This window comes from Blautia sp. An249 (assembly GCF_002159835.1).
Classification (GTDB): domain Bacteria; phylum Bacillota; class Clostridia; order Lachnospirales; family Lachnospiraceae; genus Blautia_A; species Blautia_A avistercoris.
Genome location: NZ_NFJL01000012.1, coordinates 102,874 through 127,448 on the forward strand (window position 1 = coordinate 102,874; position 24,575 = coordinate 127,448).

General features: G+C 45.7%; 23 protein-coding genes. 4 read left to right on the forward strand and 19 right to left on the reverse strand.

All coding sequences use genetic code 11. From position 1 onward, the window contains the following. Positions 1-24: 24 nt before the first annotated feature. The 14 genes from B5F53_RS12425 to B5F53_RS12490 all read right to left on the reverse strand — a co-directional run bounded on the left by B5F53_RS12425 (position 25) and on the right by B5F53_RS12490 (position 14,475). Positions 25-765, reverse strand: coding sequence for an ABC transporter ATP-binding protein (locus B5F53_RS12425; protein WP_087223884.1), 741 nt, complete (start codon positions 763-765; stop codon positions 25-27). Positions 766-780: 15 nt separating this feature from the next. Then, a complete protein-coding gene (locus B5F53_RS12430; protein WP_087223886.1) occupies positions 781-1,554 on the reverse strand; it encodes an ABC transporter permease in 774 nt (257 codons plus the stop codon). Then, positions 1,547-2,935, reverse strand: coding sequence for a hypothetical protein (locus B5F53_RS12435; protein ID WP_087223888.1), 1,389 nt, complete (start codon positions 2,933-2,935; stop codon positions 1,547-1,549). Before B5F53_RS12435 ends, B5F53_RS12430 begins: the two co-directional genes overlap by 8 nt. Then, positions 2,841-3,782: a glycosyltransferase gene (locus tag B5F53_RS12440; RefSeq protein WP_087223890.1), complete on the reverse strand. Its 942-nt coding sequence runs from the start codon at positions 3,780-3,782 to the stop codon at positions 2,841-2,843. The genes B5F53_RS12435 and B5F53_RS12440 overlap by 95 nt, the downstream gene beginning before the upstream one ends. Then, a complete protein-coding gene (locus B5F53_RS12445; protein WP_087223892.1) occupies positions 3,739-4,965 on the reverse strand; it encodes a glycosyltransferase family 4 protein in 1,227 nt (408 codons plus the stop codon). Before B5F53_RS12445 ends, B5F53_RS12440 begins: the two co-directional genes overlap by 44 nt. Before the next feature lie 138 nt (positions 4,966-5,103). Beyond that, entirely contained in the window at positions 5,104-5,643 is a 540-nt protein-coding gene (locus B5F53_RS12450) for a YcxB family protein (RefSeq protein ID WP_087223894.1), read from the reverse strand. Then, on the reverse strand, positions 5,624-6,430 hold the full coding sequence (locus tag B5F53_RS12455) for an immunoglobulin-like domain-containing protein (RefSeq protein WP_087223896.1): 807 nt from the start codon (positions 6,428-6,430) through the stop codon (positions 5,624-5,626). Before B5F53_RS12455 ends, B5F53_RS12450 begins: the two co-directional genes overlap by 20 nt. A gap of 18 nt (positions 6,431-6,448) precedes the next feature. Then, positions 6,449-7,156 (reverse strand): polysaccharide biosynthesis tyrosine autokinase, encoded by a 708-nt coding sequence (locus B5F53_RS12460; RefSeq protein WP_242970310.1) that lies wholly within the window; start codon positions 7,154-7,156, stop codon positions 6,449-6,451. Between the two features lie 20 nt (positions 7,157-7,176). Next, positions 7,177-7,926 (reverse strand): YveK family protein, encoded by a 750-nt coding sequence (locus tag B5F53_RS12465; protein ID WP_087223900.1) that lies wholly within the window; start codon positions 7,924-7,926, stop codon positions 7,177-7,179. 12 nt (positions 7,927-7,938) lie between these two features. Further along, positions 7,939-8,694 (reverse strand): CpsB/CapC family capsule biosynthesis tyrosine phosphatase, encoded by a 756-nt coding sequence (locus B5F53_RS12470; protein WP_242970311.1) that lies wholly within the window; start codon positions 8,692-8,694, stop codon positions 7,939-7,941. Positions 8,695-8,880: 186 nt separating this feature from the next. Beyond that, positions 8,881-10,350, reverse strand: coding sequence for a stage IV sporulation protein A (gene spoIVA, locus B5F53_RS12475; protein WP_087223902.1), 1,470 nt, complete (start codon positions 10,348-10,350; stop codon positions 8,881-8,883). A gap of 74 nt (positions 10,351-10,424) precedes the next feature. Then, complete coding sequence (locus tag B5F53_RS12480) at positions 10,425-12,113, reverse strand: [FeFe] hydrogenase, group A (protein WP_087223904.1); 1,689 nt, start codon at positions 12,111-12,113, stop codon at positions 10,425-10,427. A gap of 14 nt (positions 12,114-12,127) precedes the next feature. Continuing rightward, positions 12,128-13,999, reverse strand: a complete 1,872-nt coding sequence (locus tag B5F53_RS12485; protein WP_087223906.1) for an NADH-quinone oxidoreductase subunit NuoF — start codon at positions 13,997-13,999, stop codon at positions 12,128-12,130. Beyond that, the gene (locus tag B5F53_RS12490) at positions 13,996-14,475 is read right to left on the reverse strand and encodes a complex I 24 kDa subunit family protein (RefSeq protein WP_087223908.1); all 480 of its coding nucleotides are present in this window, start codon (positions 14,473-14,475) and stop codon (positions 13,996-13,998) included. Before B5F53_RS12490 ends, B5F53_RS12485 begins: the two co-directional genes overlap by 4 nt. Positions 14,476-14,737: 262 nt before the next feature. On the opposite strand from B5F53_RS12490, the gene B5F53_RS12495 reads away from it, so the two are divergent. Genes B5F53_RS12495 through B5F53_RS12510 form a run of 4 tightly spaced genes read left to right on the forward strand, consistent with a single transcriptional unit; the run spans position 14,738 to position 20,765 of the window. Beyond that, a complete protein-coding gene (locus B5F53_RS12495; RefSeq protein WP_087223932.1) occupies positions 14,738-16,243 on the forward strand; it encodes a 4Fe-4S dicluster domain-containing protein in 1,506 nt (501 codons plus the stop codon). 25 nt (positions 16,244-16,268) lie between these two features. Beyond that, entirely contained in the window at positions 16,269-17,996 is a 1,728-nt protein-coding gene (locus tag B5F53_RS12500) for a protein kinase domain-containing protein (RefSeq protein ID WP_087223910.1), read from the forward strand. Between the two features lie 12 nt (positions 17,997-18,008). Next, positions 18,009-19,589 (forward strand): serine/threonine protein kinase, encoded by a 1,581-nt coding sequence (locus B5F53_RS12505; RefSeq protein WP_162610607.1) that lies wholly within the window; start codon positions 18,009-18,011, stop codon positions 19,587-19,589. 33 nt (positions 19,590-19,622) lie between these two features. Then, the gene (locus B5F53_RS12510; protein ID WP_162610608.1) at positions 19,623-20,765 is read left to right on the forward strand and encodes a serine/threonine protein kinase; all 1,143 of its coding nucleotides are present in this window, start codon (positions 19,623-19,625) and stop codon (positions 20,763-20,765) included. 107 nt (positions 20,766-20,872) lie between these two features. Here the strand turns inward: B5F53_RS12510 and B5F53_RS12515 are convergent, their stop codons facing one another. From B5F53_RS12515 to B5F53_RS20975, 5 genes are all read right to left on the reverse strand, one after another. Then, the gene (locus B5F53_RS12515; protein ID WP_087223916.1) at positions 20,873-21,658 is read right to left on the reverse strand and encodes a CehA/McbA family metallohydrolase; all 786 of its coding nucleotides are present in this window, start codon (positions 21,656-21,658) and stop codon (positions 20,873-20,875) included. Between the two features lie 28 nt (positions 21,659-21,686). Next, positions 21,687-22,748 carry a glucosaminidase domain-containing protein gene (locus B5F53_RS20365; RefSeq protein WP_242970312.1) on the reverse strand — a complete coding sequence of 354 codons (1,062 nt, stop codon included), beginning with the start codon at positions 22,746-22,748 and terminating at the stop codon, positions 21,687-21,689. Between the two features lie 215 nt (positions 22,749-22,963). Continuing rightward, complete coding sequence (locus B5F53_RS12525) at positions 22,964-23,818, reverse strand: bifunctional 5,10-methylenetetrahydrofolate dehydrogenase/5,10-methenyltetrahydrofolate cyclohydrolase (RefSeq protein WP_087223918.1); 855 nt, start codon at positions 23,816-23,818, stop codon at positions 22,964-22,966. Positions 23,819-23,843: 25 nt separating this feature from the next. Then, entirely contained in the window at positions 23,844-24,473 is a 630-nt protein-coding gene (locus B5F53_RS12530) for a cyclodeaminase/cyclohydrolase family protein (protein WP_087223920.1), read from the reverse strand. Between the two features lie 27 nt (positions 24,474-24,500). Further along, positions 24,501-24,575: formate--tetrahydrofolate ligase (locus B5F53_RS20975; protein ID WP_140398249.1), on the reverse strand; the 75-nt coding region annotated here is incomplete at its 5' end.

Consider the following 24,575-nt stretch of genomic DNA (forward strand, 5'->3'; position numbering starts at 1 on the left):
ATTTTTTGGTAAATCCAATCCTTTTTACTTCCCGTTTTCTTCATAAGCTCTGCAGACTGCCTCCGGTTCTCCCACTGCTTTTAAGATTCCTTTTTCAATCCAGATTACTTTCGTACAATTTTGGCGTATGACGTTTGTGGAATGGGAGACGATTATAACGGTAGAGCCGCTGTGGATCATCTCCTGGATCCGCTTTTCGCTTTTTTTGCGGAAGAACAAATCCCCTACACTGAGGACTTCGTCCAGAATCAGAATTTCCGGGGTATCTCCCGCTGTGGCAATGGCAAATCCCAGCCGGGAGACCATACCTGAAGAATAGTTTTTCACTTTCTCTTCCATAAAGTCTTCCAGTTGGGCAAACTCGATAATCTTTCCATAGTTCCGGTCCAGAAAGTCTCTGGAATAACCGATGAGCGCTCCGTTCAGATACACGTTTTCCCTTCCTGTCAGTTCTCCGTCAAATCCCGTTCCCAGTGTCAGTAACTGCACCTTGCTTTTGTCCACTTCCACCCTGCCCCGGGTGGGAGTCAAAACCCCGGAAATAATCTTCAGCATGGTACTTTTTCCGGATCCGTTGGTGCCAATCAATCCCGCCACTTCTCCCTTATGAATCTGAAAACTGACATCGTCAAGGGCTTTTTGCACCTGGCAGGTATACTCTCTGCGGATTTTTCTGAGGATAGCCTCTTTCAGACTGGAGGCTTCGTTTTTCACTCTTTTAAATTCCATACTCACATGTTCCACCAAAATTTCTGTCTCTTCCATTACTGCCTCTCCTCCTCAGATTTTCTGCATCAGCAGATTCCTGTTTTTCCGAAACACAAACACACCTGCAAAATAAAGTCCCGCCGACCAGATCAGAATCTGCGCCCACTGAAGCAAAGAGGGAAGGGTTCCGTACATCATGACTTTTCTGGCCCCGTCAATCATCGCAAACAGGGGATTGTTTAAAACCACAATCCGGATAACGCCCTCCAGTTGTTCCACCGGATAAAAGATGGCAGAACAGTACATCCATAAGGTCAGCATCACGGAATACAAATGTTTCATATCCCCGAAAAACACATAGGCCACAGCCAGAATCTGCGCCATCCCCAGAGAAAACAAAAACAGGCCGCCCAGGATCAGCGGAGTAAGCAGCATCGTCCAGGAAAGACGGAGGCGAAAAACAAACAGCATGATCAGATAAGCCAAAAACGAATATCCCAGATTAATGAAAGAGGTATAAACCCTCGACAGAAGGAAGATTTCCATAGGGACTTTCACCTTCATCAGCAGAGCCTTATTATCCACCAGCGCAGTCATGGCTCCGTTGGTGGCTCCCGTAAATGTCTGCCAGATAAGAAAACCTGTCAGATAGTAAATGGGGTAGTTTTCAATGGAGCGGCGAAACATCCGGGAAAAAATCAGGGACAACACTGCCATGGAGAGCAGAGGGTTTAAAACACTCCAGAAAATCCCCAAATAGGATCTGGCATATTTTCTTTTTAACTCCCGTTCGGTCAATTGCCCAATCACAAACAGGTACTGTTTTCTCCCTCTGCTTTCAGCCATGTCTTAAAGCCGTCTCCTTCCTGATTCTTTCTGCCTCCTTCTTAAGAAAGCGCAGGTATTTGTACCGGGTATAGGATCTGAGATTTCTGTTTACATTCTTTCTGGAAAGGACAATACTTCCCTCCTGCCAGGCGCTCCTTCGCCCTTTTCTTTTCGTTCCTTTCAGGCGGTGCATCAGTTGTCTGAAGATCCTGCTGCCTTTTAAATCCTGCGGTTTTATTTCTGCCGCCAGAGGCGCCTCTTCCCTTCCCAGCCCTTCATCGGAGAAAGGGATTCTTCCGAAAACGGCCGCTTCTTTGCCTGTAGGACGACACATAAAAAGACGGAATAATTTCTCAATTACTTTCCTGTCCTGCCAAAAGCCAATCTCCTTTATTCCGAAAGTCCCCGTATTTTCCGCCAGATTCCGGACGTACTCCATAAGATAAGAGCCCTCTTTTTGTGTAAAATCCTTTCTCTTTTCTACGATTTCTTCATATATGGGGTAATACAGTTCTCCCCGGCGGACATACCCCAGAGTCATCCCATGGGGCGCTGAATATACCGCCTCAAAGAGACAGTTATTAAAATAAACTTTCCTCCTGATTTTGCCTCGGGGGCCAAAGTAATAGCATCGGTAGTCCTCCCTGCGCACATGAGCCGGAATCTCATAGAGCCCCCAGTAATAACCTTTCAGAGATTTTTTTCTTCCCATGCAGCTTAATACTTCGTTCAGTGTTTTTTGCAGAGATCCTGTCCATCCGCTGTCTACCACCGCGTCTGAAATCCCGTCCAGCAGCCCTTCCTGTCTCAGATACCCTTCCAGGTTAGGCATTTCCTTCTGAGAATGCTGATTCATATAGTGCAGGAACCGCCCGCAGTGTTCCAGCTTCTGCCGGATTTTCGGCAGATCAGAAGAAGCCAGTTTCTCAGATAAGGACCAGGGAAAGGGACAGACCGCCAGAACTTCCTGCATCTCTTCCGTGGTCAGTCCCGCCCGGCTGAAAACAGTGCCCAGAGTCACTTCCAGCGCATCCCTGCAGATGTACTCCAACGCTGCCTTCTGATTCAGATGGAAAGCAGGGAGACGGACGCAGTAACGGGAACAGCTTAAATATCTGCATTCCACGGGAAGGTGGAATCTTCCGCAGAAAATCAACGCCGCCCGGTACATGAAATATCCGTCTCTTGCCATAAAATAAAGGCGTCTCTTCCCGGTCTTTACTGCATCGTTTAACACCCACAGCAGGAAACCGGCAAGGGCCGGTCCCAGCACATAATTACAGACTACACTGCATTCCTCATTCTTATTTCTTTCTCCCAGTTTTGCGGCCTGGTACAGGCAGGGCCTCTGAGCTAAATATCTCTGATACTTCTTTCTTCGTTCTCTGGCGCTTTCCATTTTCCTTCCACCTATAGTCCTTCCTTTTTTCTCCCGGATTGTTCCATACCCGTCTCAGATAATAATGAACCGGAACCGGAATAACCCCCGCGGCCAGCGGCCTTAACACATAGAAAAAGGTCCTCTGCTTAAGAATTCCCAACTTCCTGAATCCGTGATACTTAAGCCGCACTTCTCTGAGACGGCGGAGAAGCCGTCTCTTTTTGTAGGAATTATAGGTTTCCCGGTACTGCAAAAGAGGTTTCTGAATGTTATATCCTCTGTAATGGTTTCTATACAGCTTCATAAAGAGCTGATAATCCTCGCACAGCAAAAGTCCCCTGGACGTACAGTAACCGTTTACTTTTATCAAAGTCTCCTTACGGAACATGACCGAGGGGTGAACAAAGGGCGAATACAGCAGGAAGTCCCATTTTCCCGGTATCCGGGGCATTCTCTGCAGGCCCCAGACGCCGTATTCATCTATCAGTTCCACATTGCTTCCCACCCACTGGTACTGAGGATGGGATTCCAGGAACCGGTACTGTATCTGCAGACGCTCCTTTTTAGCAATATCATCGGCGTCCATTCTTGCCACATATTTCCCTGCTGCATAACTGATACAAATATTTAAGGCGGCAGCCAGCCCCAGATTCCGGCTGCCTCTCAGGTACACAATTCTCTCATCCATGGCAGCAGCTTTCCGGATAAAATCTGCGCTTTCTTTCCCGGAACCATCGTCATACAAAAGAAGCTCCCACTCCTTAAAACTCTGAGCGATGACGGAACGGACAGCCTGCAGAAATATCTTTTTCTTTTCCGGATTATACACGCTCATAATAATACTGATTTTCACACGGTTTCTCATAGAAATTCCTTTCCACCTTCTGATTCACTTCCAGATAAATTCTCTTCATAACGGCATTTGCGTATTTTTTATCAAAAGGTTCGGCCGAGGCAATACAGTAACGGGACATCTGCTCCCTTTTCCTTTTACTCATCTCTTTTAAAGTCAGAATCCCTTTTGCAAATCCACCGGCATCTTCATAATGACAGACAAAACCATTTTTCTTATGTTCCATATATTCTCTGGTTCCCCGGTTGTCTGAGGCAATAACCGGAATCCCCATAGCCAGAGACTCCAGAGCCGCCATTCCCAGGCCTTCTCTTTTAGAGGGAAATAAAGAAGCATCCGCACAGCCCAGAATTTCCCAGACTTTGGGACAGTAGCCGTAAATGGAAACCATCTCATCCAGTCCCAGTTCCTGAATCTGACGCTCCAGTTCCCTTCTTAAAAACCCGTCTCCGCAGATTCCCAGACGGAAGTTTCCGGCATCGGGATAATTTTCTTTTACTATCTGAAATGCTTTCAGAAGGATTCTGTGATTTTTATTTTCATTTAATTCTCCTACGGAAACCAGGAAAAAGTCCTCTTCCTGAATTCCCAGTTTTTTGCGAAAAGCCTTTCGGGCATTTTGGCTCAGAGGCCGAAACCGTTTTCTGTCCAGACCGATGCCCGGAATTTTGTACACCTTCCCGCCCTTCTTCAGATGAAATCTCTTTGCATGACGGTAGTCTTCTTCGTTAATTACAATCAGAATATCGGTAAACCTGGCCAGCCGCTTTTCGATTCCGTAATATACCAGACGGTTCCAAAGGGGCGCCTGTTTATAAAAATGAAATCCGTGGGCCGTATAGATTACCGTAAGATTTTTATCTCCGCTTAACTTCCCTGCCAGTCTTCCCAGAACTCCGCCCACAGGTGTATGGCAATGCAGAATGTCAAAATGATAGAGCTTTATCAGCTTCAGGATCTGTTTTAAAGCTTTCTGGTTGTCCCGCAGGACGTACGGGGAACGGGCGATTTCAATGGAATGAATCTGTACGCCCATTCTTTCCAGCCTTTCCCTGTCCGATATATAATGAGGTTCCTCCATCCTTGCCGCATAATGCACCACATAGCCCATGCGCTGCAGCAGCTTTACGTTTTCCATCTCAAACTTCCCGAGAAAATCATGAGTTGTAGTTAAAATTAAGACCTGCTTTTTCATACCCTTATCGCCTCCCGCAATCTTGCGCAGCCGCCCGGAATTTTCATAAGAACAAAGAGGAATTTCCTGTTACATAAAAAATCTCTTACAAACAGTTTCCCATTTGTAAGAGATTTTATTCATCTTAACTTTCTGCGATTATTTTTCAGCATTATGAAATTTTCCATTTTTCGATTCCATAAATTTGAGGAAGTTTTCTTTCTCTCCGATTACAAAATCGTCTTTTATCCAATATCCTTTCTGATTGGCTTCCAGATATATTCCGTCTTTGATATATCTTACTTCCTGTATTGCGGAATATGGTATGGTTTCAAACTGTGATCCCCAGCCATACTGAAAGTTCTTCTGATAGAAATAAAAATTGGCTTTTAAAACGCCTCCCGGACATTTTTTATACACTTTCCTTGCCTGTAAATACGGCAGGAGAAAAATCAGCCCCACGCAGACTGCCAGCAGTCCGATGAGGATTCCGTCCACAATGTTTCCGCCGATGTGAAAGAGACTCCCGGAACTCTGCCCGGTAACCTGATTATAAATAAAAAGTCCGATGTATATCACTCCAACAGCCAGGCAGATGATCAGATTCCGGACGGCTGTTTTCTGTCCTGTCATCCACTGCAGCTTCAGAATCTCTTTTTTGTTATACTGGGTTTGTATTTTAAACATTACCGCTGCCATCTGTCTCTCCTTTTCCCACTACCACAGTTAATTCTGCCTGGTTGGACATATGATTCTCCGAATCTGTCACATAATAGGTCAGTGTGTAGGTTCCTTCAGCAGCCGTATTCACTTCTCCCTGAATCTGGATTCTTTTGTATAAGTCTCCTGACTGATCTTTGTCATCCTGTATATCGGAAACGTAACTGAGCTGTTCAAAGGTATCCCCCACCTTCATCTCAACATAATACTCTTTCAGATAAATTCTGGGCGCTCCCGCATCCAGACTCTGTATCTTCTCTTCCTGAAGCTTCTTTGCCTCCTGGGCTTTTTGATCCGAAGATGCTTCGGTTTCCTGTTTTTCTGTGGAATCTCCCTGCACAGTTTCGTCCACTACTGTTTCATCTGTGGTATTCTCTCCCTGTGAAGTTTCTTCCTGAGTCTCTTCCTGTTCTGTATTCTCATCTGACTCCTGCAGGCTGCCCTCTTTACATTTCACAGCATGCCGCAGCTTTGCCACGTTGTTGCTGGAATCTTTGGCTACGTACACAACCGTCGCCGTCTCTTTCTCTTCTGATATGTAAATGGATTCTACCTCCAGAGAACTGGATACATTTCCGTCTCTGTTATCTTCTGCAGTTACTCCCTCCAATAGCTGTTCTTCATCCATTCCTGCCTGATACTCCAGGTTCTCATTGTCCACATGAATTTCAGGAGGGGTTGTATCTGCATCTATCTTTAGATATAAGAAGATTCCGCCCAGAACCAGACAGCCAAGGATCACGAGAGTCATAATCCCTTTTTTCATAACGGGCCCTCCTGTTTTCTATTCGTAACGAATGTACTTTCCATATCGTTTGTATTTACCATATTTTCTGTAACGGCCATATTTTCCGTATCCTTCTTTGCTAATATCGACTTTATTCAGAACCGCCCCCAGAATCGGACAGTTTCCTTTCTCCAGCTGCCGCTTTACTTCCTGGACAAAACGGTAGCTGATTGCTTCTGCTTCGATTACCAGAACCACGCCGTCGCAGCATTCTGAAACAACGGCACAGTCGATTACACTTCCAAGCGGCGGGGTATCGATAAGAATATAATCGTAAATATCTCTCATTGTCTGGACAAATTCCTTAAAATATCTGCCGCCTAAAAGTTCTGCCGGATTGGGCGGAACAGGGCCTGCAAACACAATATGGAAATTAGGGATGTCTGTCACACAGACAACCTCTGAGAGTTTCGCCTGTTTTGACAGATAATGGGTCATCCCCTTTACTTCTTCCTGAACCTGAACTCTGCCTAAAAGTACCGATTTACGAAGATCCGCGTCTACCAGTAGAATTCTTTTTCCCGCTTCTGCAAGAGAGACTCCCAGATGAAATGCCACATTACTTTTGCCTTCATTCTGGGTACAGCTTGTTAAAGCAATTACTTTTTTATCATCTCCGCAGAACTGCAGATTTGTACGCAGAGATTTATAAGCCTCATCTGCGGCATAATCCAGAGCAGTGCGTACCACTTTTACCTTATTCACTATTCATTCCTCCTGTACTTTTACGCTTTTTGTCCGCGAAGCCGGTTTTTCTTTTTGCTCTTTTGTTTTCCCCTTTTTTCGCTCTCCGTTATAGGAATACTGCCCAGGGTACTCAGATTCAGATACCGTTCTATATCTTCGCTGTTCTTAATGGAATCATCCGTTAAATAAATCAGCAGCACCACTGCAGCCGACACAAAGATTCCTGCAAGGCCTCCAAGCAGACCGTTTCTGGAGATATTAGGGCTGATGGGAGACGTGGGAATATTGGCATCTTCCACCACGTTTACCGCCTCAATATCCATTACGTTTTTAATATGTTCGGAAGCCACGTCCCGGATTGCATTTGCAATCTCCGCAGCTACATAAGGATCTTCATCCTGAACGTTGATGGAAATAATACGGGTATCCGTAGGGCTGTCCACGACCAGTTTCCCCAGAAGCTGGTTATAATTCATATTTAATTCCAGTTCGGCAATCACATTTTCGATTACCGTTCTGCTCTTAATCAGTTCTGTGTAGTCTTTGGTCAGAAACGTACTGGTCTGAATGTCATTGCTGGTCAGTGTACTTCCGTCCTGCCTGGTCAGCACGTACATTTTTGTGGTAGACTGATAAACAGGCGTAATCATCAACTTCGTCCCGATGACTGCCGCCAGCATGCCCAATACGCCAACCAGAAGAATAATTCCCAGTCTGTTCAGCAGCGCTCTTAAAATTTCTCCTAAATCCAGTTCAATTTCCTCTGTACTTCGTAAATTCTGTTCCATTCTTCTCTCCTGTCATTTATTTTCCAATAGTTTCCGGGGATTTTCCCAAAAAATTCTGCGGGCGTAAGCACTTCCCTCTTTCTTTTCTACATAAGCTGCACAGGCCCCCATCAGAGGTTTCCGGTACTTACTTCCATGTCCGTCTGTTCCAATGAAATCCAGCAAATCTGCTCTCATTAATTTTTTACAGAACCTTTTAGCTGCTCTTCCGCTTTCTCCCATGATGCTTCCGGCATTTACCTGGATTCTGGCCCCCATACTTACCAGATCTTCCAGAAAATCCAGATCTTTCTGCACACATTCATAACGCTCCACATGGGCGAGAATGGGCGCATACCCGAAACGAATCAATTCATAAAGGGATTTCTGCATGGATTCCTGATGGATGTAATAGGGGAATTCCGTTAAAACGTATCTGGAATCTGCCATGGAGGAAACTTTTTTCTCTTTTAATAAAGATACCATCTCTGTACAGATATGTAATTCGCATCCCAGGTACAGCTCCATCTGCAGGTTCTGCCTGTGCATACATTCCTTCACCCGGTGAAACTGGCGGATGATTTCTTCCTGTGGTGTCTCAAACATTCCTCTGCGGTAATGGGGGGTTGCAATAATTGTCCTTACCCCGTTCTCATACTCCAGTTTCAGCATTTCCATGGTTTCTTCCAGGCTTTTGGATCCATCGTCAACATGGGGAAGCAGATGGCAGTGTACATCTGTTAAACCTGTCACTTCTCTCTGCCCTCTCTGAAAACTTTCAGTTCTCATCTTACTATGTTTCCAAACTCTCTACAACTGTGTTGAACTTTTTATTATCTGAAGTGTAAAAATCTGAACTTCCTTTTCAATTTTAATCTATCTCCTGTCAGAATACAAGACAAAATCTGCTTTCGTTCCCTGTTTCATTCAAAACACCGGCGCAGCTTCTGCCGCACCGGTGTCCCCGAGGCTTTTTTATATAATAATACAAACCAGGCCGCCTTTGCTGTCATTGACAATTTTCTGCATGGTATCCTGGAGTTTTTCCTGACTTTCCTCTGTGATACCGGCGATCTTAGTCCGAATCCCGTCTTCCACCAGCTGTTCCACAGATTTTCCGAAAATATTGGTTTCCCAGACGCTCTCTCCCCTGTCCTCACTTCCTTTAATATAAGTAATTAAATCCTTTGCCTGATCTTCCGTTCCCACAATGGGGGCGATTTCTGTTTCAATATTGGCTTTTATCATATGGATGGACGGGCTTTTGGATTTGATTTTCACTCCGTATTTATTTCCCTGTTTGATTACACTTGGCTCATCCAGCTGAATTTCCGCAAGCTCCGGCACCACGACCCCATATCCGCATCCCCGGACAGATTCCAGTGCAGCCTGAACCTTTACATATTCCTGTTTCATTTTGGCAAATTCTTTGATGGTATGGATTAACTGGTATTCGCTGTCCATCTCCACTCCGGTCATCTGACTCAGAGTCTGATAATAGTAACACTCTTTCACCTGAATGCGGATCCGCACAATTCCTGTGGCCAAATCCAGAGTTTCCAGAAGAACCTCCTGTACATAAGGTCCCTCCATTTTTACAGAGTCTCTGGTAAAATTCCGCATATGGGAGAAATTTTTCATTCTGTCTTTGATTTGCATCAGAAGATTTTCCTTCAGTTCATTGTTGTCAGGCAGCATTTCTATCCATTTGGGAATGTAAAACTGAATCTGGCTGACCGGAAATTCATACAGAACTTTCTCTAAAATACGGTTAATATCTTCCCGGCGAAGTTGTTCGCAGTTGGCAGTAATGGCGGTAACCTGAAACTTCTCCTGGATTTTCCCGGCAATTTCCAGGGTTTCTTCTTTATAGGGCTTCTGGGAATTCACAATCACCAGAAACGGTTTGTTCTGGGCTTTCATCTCCTGAATGGTTCTTTCTTCCGCCTCCAGAAAGTTTTCCCTGGGAATTTCTCCGAAGGATCCATCCGACGTCAGAACAAGGCCAATGGTGGAATGCTCCTCAATCACTTTTCTTGTCCCAATCTGAGCGGCTTTGGAAAAAGGAATTTCCTCCGGAAACCAGGGGGTTTTCACCATTCTTTCTTTTCCTTCTTCCAGATGTCCCGCCGCGTCCGGCACCAGAAAGCCCACACAGTCGATCAGCCGCACCCGGGCTTTCATCTCTTCTCCCAGACGGACTTCCACCGCCTCTTTTGGGATGAATTTTGGCTCCACTGTGGTAATTAATTTCCCGGATCCGCTTAAAGGAAGCTGATCTCTGACCTCATTCTGAACATTTTCCGCCAGCGCCGGAAGAGCCAGAACTTCCATAAATCTGCGGATAAAGGTAGACTTTCCCGTACGTACAGGACCTACAATTCCTATGTAAATATCGCCGCCTGTACGTGCCTGTATATCTTTGTAAACATTAAAATTCTCCATAAAAAACCCCCTTGCCATACGTAGTTCAATCTATTACTACATATATATGCAAGGGGGTTTTTCTTTATACCCGATTAATAGCTGTCATTATGAAGAAGTTCATGTTCTTTTCCTTTTAACAGTCCCTCGTATAACTCAAGAACCATTGGGTTCTCATCGGATTTCTTAATAATTGTAGTATTATCTGCATTGTACAGTCCTCTCATACGGGCTGATTTGGTCCGTACGCCTGCTCTGGTAGGCTGTCCGCCGCCCATAATGCATCCTCGTCTGCAGGCCATTACCTCAATCAGGTGATACTGGGCCTCTCCGGATTTCACCTTATCCATGACAATTCTGGCATTGGCCAGACCGTTCACAACGCAAATCTTTACGTCCATACCCTCGTACGGAATTGAAAATTCTTTAATTCCTTCTTCGCCGCGGACACCGCATTCAGCAATGTCATCCATGGCAGCCTTTGTATGTTCCGGGCACAGACGGCGCAGAACTGCCTCTGTTACACCGCCGGTAACGCCGAAGATAACACCGCCGCCGGAACCGAATCCGAATGGCATATCACAGGCTTCCGGAGCCAGAGAAGCGAAATCAATTCCTGTATTATTAATCATACGGATCAGTTCTGTGGTGGTAAGTACCACGTCTGTATCCTGTTCACCCTTGGTAAAGCTGTTGGGGCGCTTAATTTCCATCTTCTTGGCAGTACATGGCATAATGGATACCATAAATGTCTTTTTGCCTTTGGAATGTTCCGGATCCCGGAAGTATTCCTTAATAACAGCAGACATCATTCCCTGTGGGGAACGGCAGGTAGAAATATTCGGAACAAAATCCTGATACTGGTCTGTTACAAATTTCACCCATGCCGGACAGCAGGAAGTAAGAAGAGGCAGATTTTCTCCCTTCTTCACTCTTTCCAGGAATTCTGCCGTCTCTTCCATAATCGTCAGGTCGGCGCTGAAGGTGGTATCGTAAACTTCATCAAATCCCATCCGGTGGAGCACGTTAACAATTTTTCCCATAACACTTCTTCCCTTAGGAAGACCGAAGGCATCTCCTACTGCCACACGAACTGCCGGAGCAATCTGTGCCACAACCCGTACATCTGGATCGGAAAGAGCATCCCAGACTTCATCCATATTCGTGCGGATGGAAATAGCTCCTGTCGGACAGTATACCCGGCACTGGCCGCAGTTGACACACTGAGTTTCGGAAATTTTCTTATTAAATGCCGGCATAACCATGGCATCGGTACCGCGGAAAGCGAAACCTAAAGCGCCGATTCCCTGCAGTTCTTCGCAGGCACGTACACAGTCACCGCAAAGGATACATTTATTGGGATCCCTGACAATGGAAGGAGAACTTAAATCCAGTTCTCTTGGCTCCCTGGTATTTTCAAAGCGGATTTCATGAACGCCCAGACGGTGCGCCAGTTCCTGTAAAATACATTCTCCGCTCTTTACACAGGTAGTACAGTCTCTGCAGTGAGCCGCCAGTAATAATTCAACAATCAGCTTTCTGTATTTTTTAACTCTTCCGGAGTTGGTGTAAATTACCATTCCGTCTCTCGGCTCTTCAGAACAGGAAGCAAAGGTTCTTCCTCTGTCGTCTTCCACCGTACACAGACGACAGGCTCCGAAGGTTGAAACTTCTGAATGATAGCAAAGTGTCGGTATATTAATTCCGGCTTTCCTGATAACAGAAAGCACATTTTTTTCATCGGTAAATTCTACTTTTCTACCGTCAATTATCATATGTCCCATATTGATCCTCCCTCCTATGCTTCCACATATATTGCATCAAATGCACAGTTGTCACGACAGGTATCACATTTAATACAAAGCTCGTTGTTAATTGTATAGGCTTTCTTGCGCACACCGGTAATCGCTCCCACCGGACAGTTCTTCGCACATTTTCCGCAGCCTTTACAAAACTCTGGATTAATATGGAATTGACGCATTGCAGTACATACTTTCGCCCTGCACTTTTTATCTACAATATGTTCTTCGTATTCTTTCCGGAAACGTTTCAGAGTACTGATAACCGGAAGCGGAGCACTCTTGCCCAGTCCGCACAGAGCCATGCTCTTAACCATGGATGCCAGCTCTTCCAGCTGATCCAGATCTTCCATCTTGCCTTTGCCGTCTACAATCCGCTCCAGGATCTCCAGCATTCTCTTGGTACCTTCCCGGCAGGGAACGCATTTTCCGCAGGATTCTCTCTGAGTAAAGCTCATAAAGAATCTGGCCACTTCCACCATACAGGTGTTCTCGTCCATAACTACCAGACCGCCGGATCCCATGATTGCATCAAATTTCTTCACTGCATCAAAGTCCAGAGGCTGATCCAGATGTTCTTCTACCAGACATCCGCCGGATGGTCCGCCGATCTGAACGCCTTTAAATGCCGCGCCGCTTTTCAGTCCGCCGCCAATGTCATAAATAATATGACGCAGGGTGGTTCCCATAGGTACTTCAATTAATCCTGTATTTTCGATGGAACCGGTCAGGGAGAAAGTCTTCGTTCCCGGACTTCCCTCTGTTCCGATGGTGCGGAACCAGTCGGCGCCTTTCAGAATAATATTCGGTACGTTAGCATAGGTTTCTACGTTATTTAATACCGTAGGCTTTTCAAAAAGTCCTTTCTCTACTGTACGGGGCGGTTTTACACGAGGCATACCGCGGTTTCCTTCGATAGATGCAGTCAGGGCAGAACCTTCCCCACAGACAAATGCTCCGGCTCCCCGGTTAATATGTAAGCGGAAACTTACGTCCGTTCCCATAATATGATCGCCTAAAAGTCCGTATTCCTCTGCCTGGGCAATGGCCATCCGCAGTCTCTTAACGGACAGAGGATATTCTGCACGTACATAGATATAACCTTCCTGAGCTCCTACTGCATAGGCAGCCAGGATCATACCTTCTATCATTTTATAGGGATCCCCTTCCATAACGGAGCCATCCATAAATGCTCCCGGGTCTCCCTCGTCGCCGTTACATACTACATAACGGGTTTTTTCCGGCTGTCTGGCTACCTGTCCCCATTTCTTTCCAGCGGGGAAACCGGCGCCTCCTCTTCCTCGTAAACCGGATTTGCTGACTTCGTCAATCACTTCCTGAGGAGTCATTTCAAATAAAGCTTTGGAAAGGGCTGAAAAACCGCCTGCTGCAATATATTCATCAATGGATTCCGCATCAATTTTTCCGCAGTTTTCCAGTACAATTCTGGTCTGCAGTTTTAAGAAAGGAATATCATCGGGGTGAGGACAGACTTCATTATTGCTGCTGTAGAAAAGTCTTTCCACCGGAATTCCCTGAAGGACAGTTTTTTCTACAATTTCTTTACAGTCTTCCACCTGTACTTTTACATACTGATAATCATAGGGTTCAATCCGCATGAGGGGGCCCAGTTCACAAAGTCCCTGGCATCCTGTCTTCGCAACGTGTAAATGAGGAATATCCTTCTGCATTTCGATGGTAACTCCCTCTACGTCCTTACACAAAACAGACATTTCATCGTATATTTTCTGGGCGCCAGACGCCATACAGCCAGTACCGCAGCAGATAAGAACACGGCAGGTATAAGAATCCAGATGTTTCTGTACCGCTTCTTTCTGAGTAATTAAAGCTTCCTTACTGGTTATATTCATTTACTTTCACCTCTCAATTCCTCTAATAATTCAACGGCTTTTTCTGGTGTCATTTTCGGATGTACTTCATCATTTACAGTCAGCGTCGGAGCCAGACCGCAGGCTCCCAGACAGGAAACGGTTTCTACTGTAAAGAGCATGTCGTCTGTGGTATGTTTTTTATGGCTTAACCCCAGCTCCTTCATCATCGCCTCTTTGACCGGCATAGATTTACGCACATGACAGGCTGTTCCATCACAGACTTTAATAATGTACTTTCCTTTCGGCTCAAAAGAAAAATTCTCGTAAAAAGTTGCCACACTGTAGGCCTTTGCTTCTTTCACGCCGATCTCTTTTGCCACATAAGTCAGGAGCTCTCCCGGCAGATAGCGATATTCTGCCTGTATGTCCTGCATAATCGGAATCAGAGAAGCAGCTTTTCGTCCATAATGTTCAATGATCTCGTCTGCCTTTGTGTAATAAGACTGGTCTAACATTATTTTCCCTCCTTAAACTTTAATATTTCGCTGTTTCATTTTTCTACTTTTTTCATTTGCATGTACAAATCAAACATATATAGTAATTTTATTATACCTTATCTTGTGTTTTTCCACAACAGCTTTCCTTGATTTTCATCAAAAAAACGACAAAAATGCCAAGGAAAACCGTTGCTTTCTCTTCTTTTTTCCTATATTATAAGAAATTGAACAAAACAAAATCCACATACAATTCCAGTAAATAAAGGAGTGAATGAATATGATGCGAGGACTTGATACGCCGCTGAAACAGATCCGGCGTAAAATATTTTCTGAAATAGCCAGAATCGGATTTGAGTCTTCCGATGATACCCTGATTCAGGATATTGAAGCAATCCCTTATAATATAGTAGAAGAAAAAGCAAAATACCGGGATAGTATTTACCGGGAGAGAGCCGTTGCCAGCGAGCGCGTCCGTCTGGCTATGGGAATGTCCCTTCGTCCGGAAAACCGGGCGGTTCACCTGACCAATGGCATTGAAGCCAGCAACATAGACGAGAAATATTATGAACCGCCTCTGATGCAGGTGATTCCTTCTGCCTGCGCTGCCTGCGCGCCTAACAAATACGAAGTCAGCAACATGTGCCGGGGCTGCGTGGCTCATCCCTGCCTTCTGGCCTGTCCCAAGGGAGCCATTTCCATGGTAGACGGAAAGTCTCATATCGATCAGAGCAAATGTATCAAATGCGGCCGGTGTAAAAGTGTCTGTCCTTATGATGCCATCGCCCATAAACAACGTCCCTGTGAACTGGCCTGCGGAGTAAAAGCCATTACCAGCGACGAACAGGGGCGCGCTAAAATTATAGATGATAAATGTGTTTCCTGCGGTATGTGTATGGTAAGCTGTCCCTTCGGAGCCATCTCTGATAAATCCCAGATCTTCCAGCTTGCCCACGCCCTGCGGGAAGGTACGGAAATCATCGCCGAAGTGGCTCCTGCCTACATCGGTCAGTTCGGAAAAGAGGTAACTGCGGGAAAATTTCATACGGCACTGCGGAAGCTGGGCTTTTCCGATGTTTATGAAGTTGCTTTAGGCGCAGATATTGGCGCAGTTACCGAAGCCCATCACTATGCATCCAAAGTAAGTACGGGAGAACTTCCCTTCCTTCTTACATCCTGCTGCCCATCCTGGTCGGTCATGGCGAAGAAGTTCTTCCCGGACATTATTGATAATATCTCCCGGGAACTGACACCTATGGTGGCCACCGCCAGAAAAGTAAAACAGGATCATCCCACTGCCAAAGTGGTTTTCATCGGCCCCTGTGCCTCCAAAAAGCTGGAAGCATCCCGTACTTCTGTAAGAAGCGACGTGGATTTTGTGATTACTTTTGAAGAGTTAAACGGACTGTTTGATGCGAAAAACATCGTTCCCGCTGACTGCGAAGACGATGTATCCTCCCATCTGGCAACGGCTGCCGGACAGGGATATGCTGTGGCCGGAGGCGTTGCCGGCGCCATAGAAGCCTGCCTGAAAGAATATTATCCGGACGTTCCTGTTCATATTGAACACGCAGAAAGTCTGGCTGACTGTAAAAAGATGCTTACCCTGGCAAAAGCGGGAAAACTAAACGGCTGCATGATTGAGGGAATGGCCTGCCCAGGCGGCTGCATGGGCGGAGCCGGAACCAACGTGGCCTTCCGCGACAGTTCCAAGGCTCTGAAAAAATATGTTTCTTCTTCTGAAGAAAAAATACCGGCCAAAGAACTGGAAGATATTCAACTGGATTAATTCTGCTTTATGAGGAGGGATACTTATGATCGATCCCAATCATCTGTGCATGGGCTGTATGAAAGCCCTTCCGGCCGATGCGCAGATCTGTCCCCACTGCGGGTTTGAGGAAAAAGAATACAGAAATCTTCTCAGCCTTAAAATCCTTCCCCCAAAGACGATTTTAGAAGGAAAGTATCTCCTGGGGAAGGTGCTGGGAGAAGGGGGCTTCGGTATCACCTATCTGGCCTGGGATTTGAATCTGGAGATCCCTCTGGCCATTAAGGAATACTTTCCCAACGGCCTGGCCACCCGCAGCTGTCAGGGAAGCCAGTACTCTCTTTCTATCGTCAGCGGCTCCCTGAAGGAAAACTATGATCACGGCCTTTCGCGGTTCGCCGACGAGGCCAGAACCCTTGCACGCCTTCAGAAGTTCCCGGGGATCGTCAATGTCCGGGATTTCTTCTTTGCCAACGGCACCGGCTATCTGGTCATGGACTATATTAAGGGAATGCATGCAGGCGCCTTTGTAAAGACTAACGGGCCCTTTACTGAAAGCAGCGCCCTCTCCATTATGAAACCCTTGATGAACTCTCTGAGGGAAGTCCACAAACTGGGAATGATTCACCGGGACATCAGCCCGGACAACATCCTCTGTGACGCCTCCGGAACTCTCACCCTCATCGACTTCGGTTCTGCCAGAATGTCCACGGGAGAAGAGACCAAAAGCCTGACCATTCTTCTGAAACGGGGCTATGCGCCCTTTGAACAGTACCAGTCCCGGGGACATCAGGGACCCTGGACGGATATTTATGCCCTTTGTGCTACTTTATACTATATGATGTCGGGAAAAGTCCCCCAGGAATCCATTGAACGGATTACTGCGGATCAGCTTGTCCCTCTCCAACAGATAACCAACGGAAAAGTCTCTCTGCAGACTTCCCTGGTTATCCAAAAGGGGCTTTCCTTAAAGGCCTCTGACCGTTACCAGAATCTGGATGATTTCATGAAAGATCTGTATCCTGAGAAGAAGTCAGATCCTCCGCCAAAGCCCTGTTCCAATCAGAAAAAGCCTCAGCAAAACTCCGAATCTTTCCATCAGAATCTGGATGATTTTATGGAGAACTTGTCCCCAAAGAAGCAAGAAGAAAAGAGCGGATGGAAATCAGAATCTTTTAAATGGGGGGCAGGGGGATTCTGTCTTCTGCTCCTTGCAGCTATTCTGGTTGTGGTCTTACCCTCACTGTCAACAGAAGAACCGGAATCTTCACCAGAAGACTGGACAGTGGATGAAACTGCTTCCGTTCCGGAAACAGAGGCCACCGGGGCTCCCTCTGATGATGCTCCGGCAGATTCCTCTATCCTGGAATTGAGCGAATTTCTGGGCAAGCCCATTGAGGAAATTTCCGCAGCAGTTCCCGTATCTCTGGAAATGGAAAACACCTATGAAGAAAATCGGTACCAGTCTTACAGCGGACAGGATGAGGACGGAAATGCCCTTGAAATTTTCACAGAGGAGGGGATCTGCTATTTCGTCCGTTCAGCTCTTCCCGATACATCTGTCTTTCAAATTGAACCGAAAACCAGTACGGCGTTGGAAGTCCTTCTGTATTTTAGAGATAACGGTTTTGAAATAGACAGCTCTGTTTCCGACTCTTCCTATTATCTTGCAGTTTCCGAGAGCACAGGTATATCTGTTGAAGTTCATTTTAATCTGGAAGACACGGTATATTCCGTTTCCATTTATAATTTTTCCGTTTCCAGTCGCTTTTAAGGAGGAATGTTTATGATCGATCCCAACCATTTATGTATGGGCTGTATGAAAAACATGGGGGCGTCCCGCTCTGTCTGCCCCTACTGTGGGTTTCAGGAAAACGAATATATCTCCCGGCTCAGTCCTAAAATTCTTCCCCCAAAGACAATTTTAGAGGGAAAGTATCTCCTGGGAAAGGTACTGGGGGAGGGAGGCTTCGGCATCACCTATCTGGCCTGGGATTTGAACCTGGAGATCCCTCTGGCCATCAAGGAATACTTTCCCAACGGCCTTGCCAGCCGAAGTTGTTATGGAAATCAGTGCTCCCTTTCTATTGTCAGCGGTTCCCTGCGTTCCAATTATGAGCACGGTCTTCAGCGGTTCGCCGACGAAGCCAGAACTCTCGCCCGTTTACAGAAATTTCCGGGCGTTGTCAATGTCCGGGATTTCTTCTTCGAAAACAGTACCGGCTATCTGGTTATGGATTATATCAAAGGGATGCATCTGGGCGCTTATGTGAAAAAGAACGGTCCCTTTTCGGAACAAGAGGCCTTGTCCATTATGAAACCACTCATCCGTTCCCTTCAGGCAGTCCACAAACTGGGGATGATCCACCGGGACATCAGCCCGGATAATATCCTTCGGGAACCATCCGGAAATCTTATCTTAATTGACTTCGGATCCGCCCGAATGTCCACGGGAGAGGAAAGCAAGAGCCTGACTATTCTTCTGAAACGGGGCTATGCTCCTTTGGAGCAATATCAGTCTCACGGACGTCAGGGCTCATGGACGGATATTTACGCCCTTTGCGCCACTTTATACTATATGATGTCAGGAAAAGTCCCCCAGGAATCCATTGAACGGATTACTGAGGATCAGCTTCTCCCTCTTCATCAGATAACTAAGGAAAAAGTCTCTTTGCAGACCTCCCGGGTTATCCAAAAAGGGCTTTCCTTAAAAGGCTCTGACCGTTACCAGAATCTGGATGATTTTATGAAAGATCTTTATCCCGAAAAGAAGTCAGATCCTCCGCCAGAGCCCGGTTCCAGTCAGGAAAAGCCTCAGCAAAACCCGGAATCTCTTTTTCAGAATCTGGATGATTCTGCAGAAAAATCGTCCCCCAAGAAGCAAAAAAAGAGCGGATGGAAATCAGAAGCTTTTGAATGGATTGTGGGGGGATCCTGTCTTCTGCTCCTTGTATGTATCCTGGTTGTGGTCTTACCCTCCCTGTCAACATTGGAACTGAGCGGATTTCTGGGCAAGCCCATTGAGGAACTTACCGAAGCACTTCCCACATCTCTGGAATGGGAAAAAACCTATAATAAGTTTTACAGATGGCAGGATGAGAATGGAAACACGCTGGCGATTGACACAGAGAACGGTATCTGCCATCGCATCTATTCGTCTCTTCCTGACACGTCTATCTTTCAAATTGAACCGAAGACCAGTACGGCGGAAGAAGTCCTTCAGTATTTTAACGATAACGGTTTTGAAACAGACAGCTCTCTGTCCGACTCTTCCTCTTATTATGCAGTTTCCGAGAGCACGGGTATAACTGTTATTGTTACTTTTAATCAGGAAGACACAGTAAAGTCTGTTACCATTAATAATTAATCCATTTCCAGTCACTTTTAAGGAGGAATGTTTATGATCGATCCCAACCATTTATGTATGGGCTGTATGAGAAATATTGGGGCGTCTCGCTCTGTCTGCCCCTACTGTGGGTTTCAGAAAAATGAATATATCTCCCGGCTCAGTCCCAAGATTCTTCCAGCTAAAACTATTTTAGCCGGAAAATATCTCCTGGGGAAGGTTTTAGGAGAAGGAGGCTTCGGCATCACCTATCTGGCCTGGGATTTGAATCTGGAAATTCCTCTGGCCATCAAGGAATACTTTCCAAACGGCCTTGCCAGCCGAAGTTGTTATGGAAATCAGTGCTCCCTTTCCATTGTCAGCGGCTCTCTGCGTTCTAATTATGAGCACGGTCTTCAGCGGTTCGCCGACGAAGCCAGAACTCTCGCCCGTTTACAGAAATTTCCGGGGATCGTCAATGTCCGGGATTTCTTCTTTGAAAACAGTACCGGCTATCTGGTTATGGATTATATCAAAGGGATGCATCTGGGAGCTTATGTGAAAAAGAACGGTCCCTTTTCGGAACAAGAGGCCTTGTCCATTATGAAACCACTCATTCAATCCCTTCAGGAAGTCCACAAACTTGGGATGATCCACCGGGACATCAGCCCGGATAATATCCTTCGGGAACCATACGGAAATCTTATCTTAATTGACTTCGGATCCGCCCGAATGTCCACGGGAGAGGAAAGCAAGAGCCTGACCATTCTTCTGAAACGGGGCTATGCTCCTTTGGAGCAATATCAGTCTCACGGACGCCAGGGCCCATGGACGGATATTTACGCCCTTTGCGCCACTTTATACTATATGATGTCAGGAAAAGTCTCCCAGGAATCCATTGAACGGATTTCTGAAGATCAGCTTGTACCTCTGCATGTAATCACCGAAACAGAAGTATCTCAGAAAACTTCGCGGATAATTCAGGCAGGGCTCGCCTTAAAGGCTTCCGAACGTTATCAGAATCTGGATGCCTTTATAAAAGCTCTATATCCTGAAAAGCAACCGTCTATTCCTCTGAAATCGCCTGAAGAAAAGCAGACTCTTCCATCGGAATTTCATACAGCAGAAAGCAATGAAGAAATCTTTTCCCCTATTAAATGGCTGGCTGCCTGTTTTCTGTTCTTTTTTGTACTGGGGGTATTATTAAGCTACCTGTAAATGAGACTTCAAGAACACTGATATTATCTTCTGTAAGCCTGCAAAAAGCCATATTCTGCAGCGTTTTCGGCTGTAAAATATGGCTTTCTTTTTCTTTATTCTGTTCTCTAGTTTTTTCCATGAAAGATCTGCAGCAGACTGATATGGTGGTTCCGCTTATTTAAAATAGCCAGCGACCGGTTAAATATCTTCCAGACAGGCCCAATGGGAAGAATCCGTTTAATTACACTTGTCCTTCGCACCTGTCTCTCCTCTCCCCCACAGCCCAGCACATAACCGTTTTTAATGGCATGAATCAAATCGTTATTATTCTTAATGGGGTAGTTTATGTCTGTGTAAGCAGTTCCCACATATTTATGACGGTGAGAGTCGGAACCGCCGATTCCCGGTTTCTTGTAGAACTGAGCCATGGCTCTGGCCTTCTGGTTAGACTCTTTGGTTTCACAGGTATTAAATACCTCCACAAAGTCAAACTTCTGAATTAAACGTGGATTAGAAGCCACCACAATAGAATTCATAGCGCCTAGAAACTTTGCTCCATAAGGATGAGCCGGGCCTAATATTCCGCCGTACTTATGAACAATCTCAATCAGCATCCTTACCGGAAGGCCCCTGACCTCCAGAATTCTCAGCCGAAGTCCCTGAGGCATAATGACCAGAATATGCCCTGCATCCAGAGTATCATATTCCACCCCTTTTAAGACCACAAAATCTTCTTTCAGCTTATTTTCCTTTTTGTATTTCAGCCATGCCCGGTAACCTTTATAGGTATTGTGATCCGTTACCAGCATTCCCTGAAAACCCTTTTGCTTTAAAATCCTTACATAATCCTGTATGTCTATCTGTCCGTCCACAGATCCGTCTCTCGTATGGCAGTGCATATCAAATCTCATACAAGCACCTTCTTCCCAATCGGCTGTACTAGCTGATTTGTTTTAACTGAGACATAATATTCAATAATTTGTCTCCGTAATTTGCGCCGGCTGCCCATCCGCCGCCGTTGGGATTTTCCTGAATTCCCAGCCATTCAATATAGGGCGCCGACTCTCTGGTAACCAGACTGAACCGTTCATCTACACATTCCTGATTCAGATCTTCATCAGAAGCATAGGCTTTTAAATGCTGTACCTGAGCCCGGATTCCCGTCTGCACGTCAGGGAAGTAAATGCCCTTAACACCGCCTCCTGTGGTACCAAGCCCGGCAAAGTTAAACTGTTCTACCTGGGAATCTCCCCGGAACTGGAGCCATCCTGTCTCCAGCATGGACTGTACATACACCACTTCGGCACGAACACCTTCTGCCTCTGCCTCTTCCATAATAATTTCGCAGAAGTCTTCAATGGTAGGAGCGCCTCCGCTTTTCAGAGCATCTGCCGGATAAGAAACGCCCTGAGCCTTATACAGATCTGCCATCTGTTCTGCAGTTACCGTAGTATTTCCCATAATGGTATAATATCCGTATGCGTTGGCCGTTGCATCGTCCACAATCTGAACCTGCTCCGGTTTCTTGACCTGCGCATTTGTCTCTTTCTCTTTTGCGTCCTCTTCTTTTTCTTCAGCACCTACTACCGTTTCATTAATCTGAAAGGCAGTCATTCCCAGCTCCTGTTTCGTCTCGTCCTGAAGCTGGGCATAAACCCGAACCTCGTAAGGAACTCCCGATTCCAAATCGGAATCGTCAAGTTTTACTATCCAGGTATCTTCTTCCTTCTTCAGCTTGGTACTGTCAAACCAGACCTCCTTGGACGCCTTTTTGTCCTTCTCCCGTTCTTCCAGTTTAAACCTGATTTTCTTCGTATTGGAAGGGAGGCTGGGGATTTGCGCTTCCACATAGCAAATATCCTGATCTTTCTCATCCAGATACGCTTCTACTTTAACTTCATCTGTTTCCTTTGCCGTATCTTCTTCTGCTGCCCAGACAGGCACGGAAATAAGTAAAACTCCTGCCAGCAAAGATGCAAACATAATTTTTCTTTTTTTCATAAATTACCTCTTAAGTCTGTCAATAATAGTATGTTCTCTTCCTTCCCTAGTATATCATTCTTTCTGGTAATTGCCAACTGGAAACAGGAAAACTGTTGTCCCTGCTTAGGGTTCCCTTTCTTTTCTCATCTATTCGGGCATTTTTGTACAGCAAAACCGGCGGGCTTTCTTTTGCCCGCCGGTCCTTTGTGGTGTGTAAGCACCTCTTTTTATATTCAGATTCCGGCTTTTCTCATTGCTGCTTCTGCCACATGGCCTACTAATACAGAAGTGGTTACACTTCCAACACCGCCCGGTACAGGAGTAATTGCCTCTACAACAGGCTCTACAGATGCATAATCCACATCTCCGCAAAGTTTGCCTTCTGCATTTACGTTAATTCCAACGTCGATAACAACCTGGCCTTCTTTTACATAGTCTGCATTTACCACTCCGGCACGTCCTGCAGCTACAATCACAATATCTGCTTCTCTTGCCACAGACGGCATGTCCACAGTTCTTGTATGGCATACAGTAACCGTAGCGTTTTTCTTAACCAGCATCATAGCCGCCGGTTTTCCAACTACTAAACTTCTTCCGATTACTACTGCTTTCTTTCCGGTGCAGTCAATTCCGTAATGATCCAGAATCTCCATACATGCCTGAGGGGTACATGGCGGGAATCCGATTTTCTTTCCGGTAAATACGCCGGACATGGAAAGATCGGTCATACAGTCTACGTCTTTTTCTGCTGCCAGAGCATTTTCAATCACAGACTGATCCAGATGTTTTGGTAACGGACGGAATAATAATACTCCGTGAATGTGATCGTCTTTGTTTACTTTATCAATGGTTGCCAGCAATTCTTCCTGAGAAACATCTGCAGGAAGCAGAATCTTTTCACATGCCACGCCTAAAGTTTCACAGCGTTTTGTAGCTCCTTTTTCGTAGGAAATATCGCTTCCGTTTTCTCCTACGCGAATAATACATAAGGTAGGATTAATTCCTTTTTCCTGACATGCTTTTACATTTGCTTTAATTCTTTCATTTAAAGCGGCTGTCACTTCTTTGCCCAATAACTGTTTTGCCATTTCTATTCTCCTTTGCCGATTCTACTTATTTTAATCTGGATAAAACGCTGTCAAAGGTTTCATCTGCCATCTTTGTGTATTTTTCCAGCATTGCGTCCGCTTTCTGATTCAGCTCTTCTGCATATGCACGGTCTTTCATAGACTTGGTATTAATATATACGTTCAGGCTGGCTCCTTTTAAAGCGGCTTTGCAAAATGCTGCTCCCACGCCTGCGTCGCTGATTGCAAGAGTGGAACCTTTGGCTCCGAATTCTACAATAAGCTCGATAGCTTCACAGCATTTTTCCATAATTTCCATAGGTACAGAACAGGCTTCTTTTAAAGCGGCTTCCATTACCCGCTCTTTTTCTGCTTTCTCTTCTTCTGTCGCCTTTGGCATTCCATATGCTTTGGACAAAGGTTCGAACACTTCTGCGTCTCTTTCGATTAAACGCAGGAAATCTTTCTGAAGCTGATCGCATTTTCCTTTCAGCTCCCACATTTCCTCTTCTACCTCTGCATATTTCTTCTTTCCTACGGTTAAGCTTCCAACCATGTTGCCAAGAGCTGTTCCAACAGCAGCTACCAGTGCGGAAGCTCCGCCGCCTCCCGGAACAGGTGCTTTAGAAGCTAACACTTCTACAAATTCTGTACATGTACTTGTTGAAAATCCCATTGCTGTATCTCCTTACTTTCCAATAATTTAGAACAGTCCGGTAATCTTTCCGGTTTCGTCTACATCGATCTTTTCTGCAGCCGGTACTTTCGGCAGTCCCGG

Excerpts from the sequence above, each read along its gene's own strand:
- B5F53_RS12425 (WP_087223884.1), bottom strand. The coding sequence starts at position 765 with ATGGAAGAGACAGAAATTTTGGTGGAACATGTGAGTATGGAATTTAAA.
- B5F53_RS12430 (WP_087223886.1), bottom strand. The coding sequence starts at position 1,554 with ATGGCTGAAAGCAGAGGGAGAAAACAGTACCTGTTTGTGATTGGGCAA.
- B5F53_RS12435 (WP_087223888.1), bottom strand. The coding sequence starts at position 2,935 with ATGGAAAGCGCCAGAGAACGAAGAAAGAAGTATCAGAGATATTTAGCT.
- B5F53_RS12515 (WP_087223916.1), bottom strand. The coding sequence starts at position 21,658 with ATGAGATTTGATATGCACTGCCATACGAGAGACGGATCTGTGGACGGA.
- B5F53_RS12495 (WP_087223932.1), top strand. The coding sequence starts at position 14,738 with ATGCGAGGACTTGATACGCCGCTGAAACAGATCCGGCGTAAAATATTT.
- B5F53_RS12445 (WP_087223892.1), bottom strand. The coding sequence starts at position 4,965 with ATGAAAAAGCAGGTCTTAATTTTAACTACAACTCATGATTTTCTCGGG.
- B5F53_RS12510 (WP_162610608.1), top strand. The coding sequence starts at position 19,623 with ATGATCGATCCCAACCATTTATGTATGGGCTGTATGAGAAATATTGGG.
- B5F53_RS20365 (WP_242970312.1), bottom strand. The coding sequence starts at position 22,748 with ATGAAAAAAAGAAAAATTATGTTTGCATCTTTGCTGGCAGGAGTTTTA.
- B5F53_RS12450 (WP_087223894.1), bottom strand. The coding sequence starts at position 5,643 with ATGGCAGCGGTAATGTTTAAAATACAAACCCAGTATAACAAAAAAGAG.
- B5F53_RS12530 (WP_087223920.1), bottom strand. The coding sequence starts at position 24,473 with ATGGGATTTTCAACAAGTACATGTACAGAATTTGTAGAAGTGTTAGCT.
- B5F53_RS12480 (WP_087223904.1), bottom strand. The coding sequence starts at position 12,113 with ATGGGACATATGATAATTGACGGTAGAAAAGTAGAATTTACCGATGAA.
- B5F53_RS12525 (WP_087223918.1), bottom strand. The coding sequence starts at position 23,818 with ATGGCAAAACAGTTATTGGGCAAAGAAGTGACAGCCGCTTTAAATGAA.
- B5F53_RS12485 (WP_087223906.1), bottom strand. The coding sequence starts at position 13,999 with ATGAATATAACCAGTAAGGAAGCTTTAATTACTCAGAAAGAAGCGGTA.
- B5F53_RS12465 (WP_087223900.1), bottom strand. The coding sequence starts at position 7,926 with ATGGAACAGAATTTACGAAGTACAGAGGAAATTGAACTGGATTTAGGA.
- B5F53_RS12490 (WP_087223908.1), bottom strand. The coding sequence starts at position 14,475 with ATGTTAGACCAGTCTTATTACACAAAGGCAGACGAGATCATTGAACAT.
- B5F53_RS12500 (WP_087223910.1), top strand. The coding sequence starts at position 16,269 with ATGATCGATCCCAATCATCTGTGCATGGGCTGTATGAAAGCCCTTCCG.
- B5F53_RS12440 (WP_087223890.1), bottom strand. The coding sequence starts at position 3,782 with ATGAGAAACCGTGTGAAAATCAGTATTATTATGAGCGTGTATAATCCG.
- B5F53_RS12470 (WP_242970311.1), bottom strand. The coding sequence starts at position 8,694 with ATGAGAACTGAAAGTTTTCAGAGAGGGCAGAGAGAAGTGACAGGTTTA.
- spoIVA (WP_087223902.1), bottom strand. The coding sequence starts at position 10,350 with ATGGAGAATTTTAATGTTTACAAAGATATACAGGCACGTACAGGCGGC.
- B5F53_RS12505 (WP_162610607.1), top strand. The coding sequence starts at position 18,009 with ATGATCGATCCCAACCATTTATGTATGGGCTGTATGAAAAACATGGGG.
- B5F53_RS12455 (WP_087223896.1), bottom strand. The coding sequence starts at position 6,430 with ATGAAAAAAGGGATTATGACTCTCGTGATCCTTGGCTGTCTGGTTCTG.